At 59.1% G+C, this 3,301-nt stretch carries 1 protein-coding gene and 1 pseudogene; both read right to left on the reverse strand.

Translation table 11 applies throughout. The annotated features are described in order from the left end of the window. Positions 1 to 3,029 (reverse strand): efflux RND transporter permease subunit (locus tag ACFQND_RS12425; RefSeq protein ID WP_377413671.1); only part of this gene is annotated, 3,029 nt, incomplete at its 3' end. Next, positions 3,029 to 3,301, reverse strand: a pseudogene (locus ACFQND_RS12430) (efflux RND transporter periplasmic adaptor subunit); the annotation flags it as partial. The pseudogene ACFQND_RS12430 and the gene ACFQND_RS12425, both read right to left, overlap by 1 nt.

Consider the following 3,301-nt stretch of genomic DNA (forward strand, 5'->3'; position numbering starts at 1 on the left):
AACAACATCAGGGTCAAAGCCGTGGCCGTGATCAACCCGCCGATCACGACGATGGCTAACGGGCGTTGTATTTCGGACCCTGGCCCAGTTGCGAACAGCAGCGGGATCAAACCGAAAGCAGTGATGGATGCCGTCATCAGCACCGGCCGCAGCCGGCGCTTCGCTCCCTGCAAAACGACCTCACTCAGTCTCATTCCCTCGCTTTGCAGCTGATTGAAATAACTCACCAGAACCACCCCATTGAGGACGGTGATGCCCAGCAGAGCGATGAAGCCCACCGATGCCGGCACCGACAGGTATTCGCCGGTTACCCACAAGGCAACAATTCCACCCACCAGCGCAAACGGGATGATGCTCAAAATGAGCAGGGCCTGGCGCACGGATCGGAAGGTTGAAAACAGCAGCACGAAAATCAATCCGAGCGCGACCGGCACAACAACCGTGAGCCTGGCTGCGGCGCGTTGCTGGTTCTCGAACTGACCGCCCCAGGTGATGCGGTAACCTGTGTCCAGCGACACTTTCTGGTTCACCAGCGTCCTCGCCTCTTCGACAAAGCCCACCAAGTCCCGGTTGGCTACGTTGGCAATGACCACGCTGTAACGGCTCCCCATTTCGCGGTCAATCTTGACCGGACCCGCCGCTCGTTCAAGTTTTGCGACGCTGGTCAAGGGGACCGTATTGCCATCCTTGGTCGTGATCCGCATGGCACCGAAATCGGCCGGCGACATCCGGACGCTTTCGGCGCCACGTAAAACAATAGGCGTGCGGCGGTTACCCTCAATAACAACGCCCGCTCGCTGGCCTTCAATCTGCGTACGCAAGGCGTCTTGGATTTCCTCGACGCTCAAGCCCAGTCGTCCGGCCTGCAAACGATCTACCGCTACCCGCAGGTACTGCACCCCGTCGTTCTGCACCGTGTACACGTCCTGATTTCCAGAAACGGTCTTGAGCAGCGTCTCTACCTGATTCGCATACTGGTTTAGCTTGTCCAGATCGGGGCCAAAAATCTTGACGGCCAGGTCACCACGCACACCGATGATCATTTCCGAAACCCGCATTTCGATGGGTTGCGTGAAGCTGTATTCGATACCAGGCATGGGATCGAGGACCTTGCGCACCTCGTCCATCAGCGCTTCTTTGGATTTCATGCGCCACTCGCCTTGCGGCTTCAACAGCAAGTAGGTATCGGTCTGGTTCAGTCCCATCGGATCGAGGCCGATTTCATCGGAGCCGGCACGCGCGACGATGCCATGCACTTCCGGGATGGCTTGCATGATGGCGCGATGAATTTTCAAATCGAGGGCAGCGCTTTGCTCCAGGCTGATGGACGGGAGTTTCTCTATACCGACGATCAAGTCGCCCTCGTCCATCGTCGGCATAAAGGTCTTGCCTACCTGGGTGTAAATCAACCCGGCCGCCAATAGCATGACAGCGGCGGCGGCCGCAACGACACGCTGTCGTTTCAGGCTCCAGGCAAGCACTGGCTCATAGAGCTTCAGAAGCTTGCGTGGCAGCCACGGGTCTTCGTGTTTGACTTCACGCAAGAGGTATGACGCCAACACCGGAATGATGGTCAGTGACAATACCAGCGAGCCTGCTAGGGCGAACACGATAGTCAACGCCACCGGCACAAAATACTTGCCTTCCAGGCCTTGCAGCGTGAGCAGCGGAAGAAAGACGGTGATGATGATCAAAATCCCGGCTGTGACCGGTACCGCCACTTCACGCACCGCCCGGTAGATGGTGTGTAACCGGGGCAGCTTGTCAGCCGTGGGATCGGTCGCCAGACGCTGCACGATGTTTTCCACGACGACCACGGCTGCATCAACCAGCATGCCGATCGCAATGGCCAAGCCGCCGAGACTCATCAGATTGGCCGACATGCCGAAGGCCCGCATCAGGATGAAAGTGATCAGTGCCGCCAAGGGGAGCACCATGGCCACTGTCAGGGCCGCGCGAATATTGCCCAGAAACAGGCCGAGCAGCACGATGACCAGCACGGTCGCTTCAATCAGAGCAGACGATACAGCGCTAACTGCCTTGGTAACCAGCGAAGCGCGGTCATAAAAAGTCTTGATCTCGATGCCTGCCGGCAAGGTTGGCTGGAGTTCCTCCAGCTTCTTGCGCACGCCCTCGACCACCATTTTCGCATTGGAGCCGGCCAGACCCAGTACCAGACCTTGCACGGCCTCGCCGCGTCCACTCTGGGTGACGACACCGTAGCGTGTCACAGTACCGATCTTGACTTCTGCCAGATTACCCAGGCGAACGGGTGAGCCGTCTTTCATGGCCACCACGATGGCGCGCAGGTCCTCCAGGCTGGTGATGCTGCCTTCGCTGCGGACCAGCAAGACTTCATCGCCTTCACCGAGCCTGCCCGCGCCATCGTTGCGATTGTTCGCCCCGATCGCTTCTTTCAGCTGGGTGATTGTTACGCCGCTCGCCGCCATGCTGGCCTGATCGGGTACTACTTCAAAGGCTCTGACAACTCCCCCCAGCGCATTCACGTCCGCAACGCCCGGCACGGTCCGCAGTGCGGGACGGATGACCCAGTCGAGTACGCTGCGCCTTTCCGCCAGTGACAGCGACTCGCCCTCCACCGTGAACATGTACATTTCTCCGAGCGGAGTGGTGACAGGGGCCATGCCACCGGAAATGCCGGTCGGCAGGTTTTCTGTCAGTCCGCCCAGACGCTCGCTCACCTGTTGACGCGCCCAGTAAATGTCGGTGCCGTCCTCGAAGTCAATCGTGACATCGACCAGGCCATACTTGGTGACGGAGCGAAGAATTTTGGTTTTCGGGATGCCGAGCATCTCGACTTCAATCGGAACCGCAATGCGGCTCTCGACTTCTTCCGGGGTCATCCCGGGCGCTTTCATGATGATTTTGACTTGCGTACTGGATACGTCAGGGAAGGCGTCGATCGGCAAGCCGCGTAAGGCGTACCAGCCCGCACCGGCCACCATCAAGGTCGCCATCAGCACAAACAGACGTTGCGCCAGGGAAAATTGAACAAGGCGGGAAAGCATTACTTGCTCCCCTTTTCACTAAGCCATGCGCCTTTGAGTGCGACCACGCCACTGATCGCGACTTCCTCGCCCGCTTTGACGGGCCCCTGAACCCGGATCCGCTGACCGGAACTGGCTGAGACTTTGACAGCTCTCGCTTCAAATCCGTCCGGTGTGCGCACAAACACGTAGCCCTGATCACCGTCATGGGCCACGGCCGACAGCGGAAGATCCCATGCGCCTGCTGTGGCAGCTGCCGGCAGTTCGACGGTCAACAACTCGCCGGGGCGTAC

The sequence above is a fragment of the Polaromonas aquatica genome, from assembly GCF_042659145.1.
Classification (GTDB): Bacteria; Pseudomonadota; Gammaproteobacteria; order Burkholderiales; family Burkholderiaceae_C; genus Polaromonas; species Polaromonas aquatica.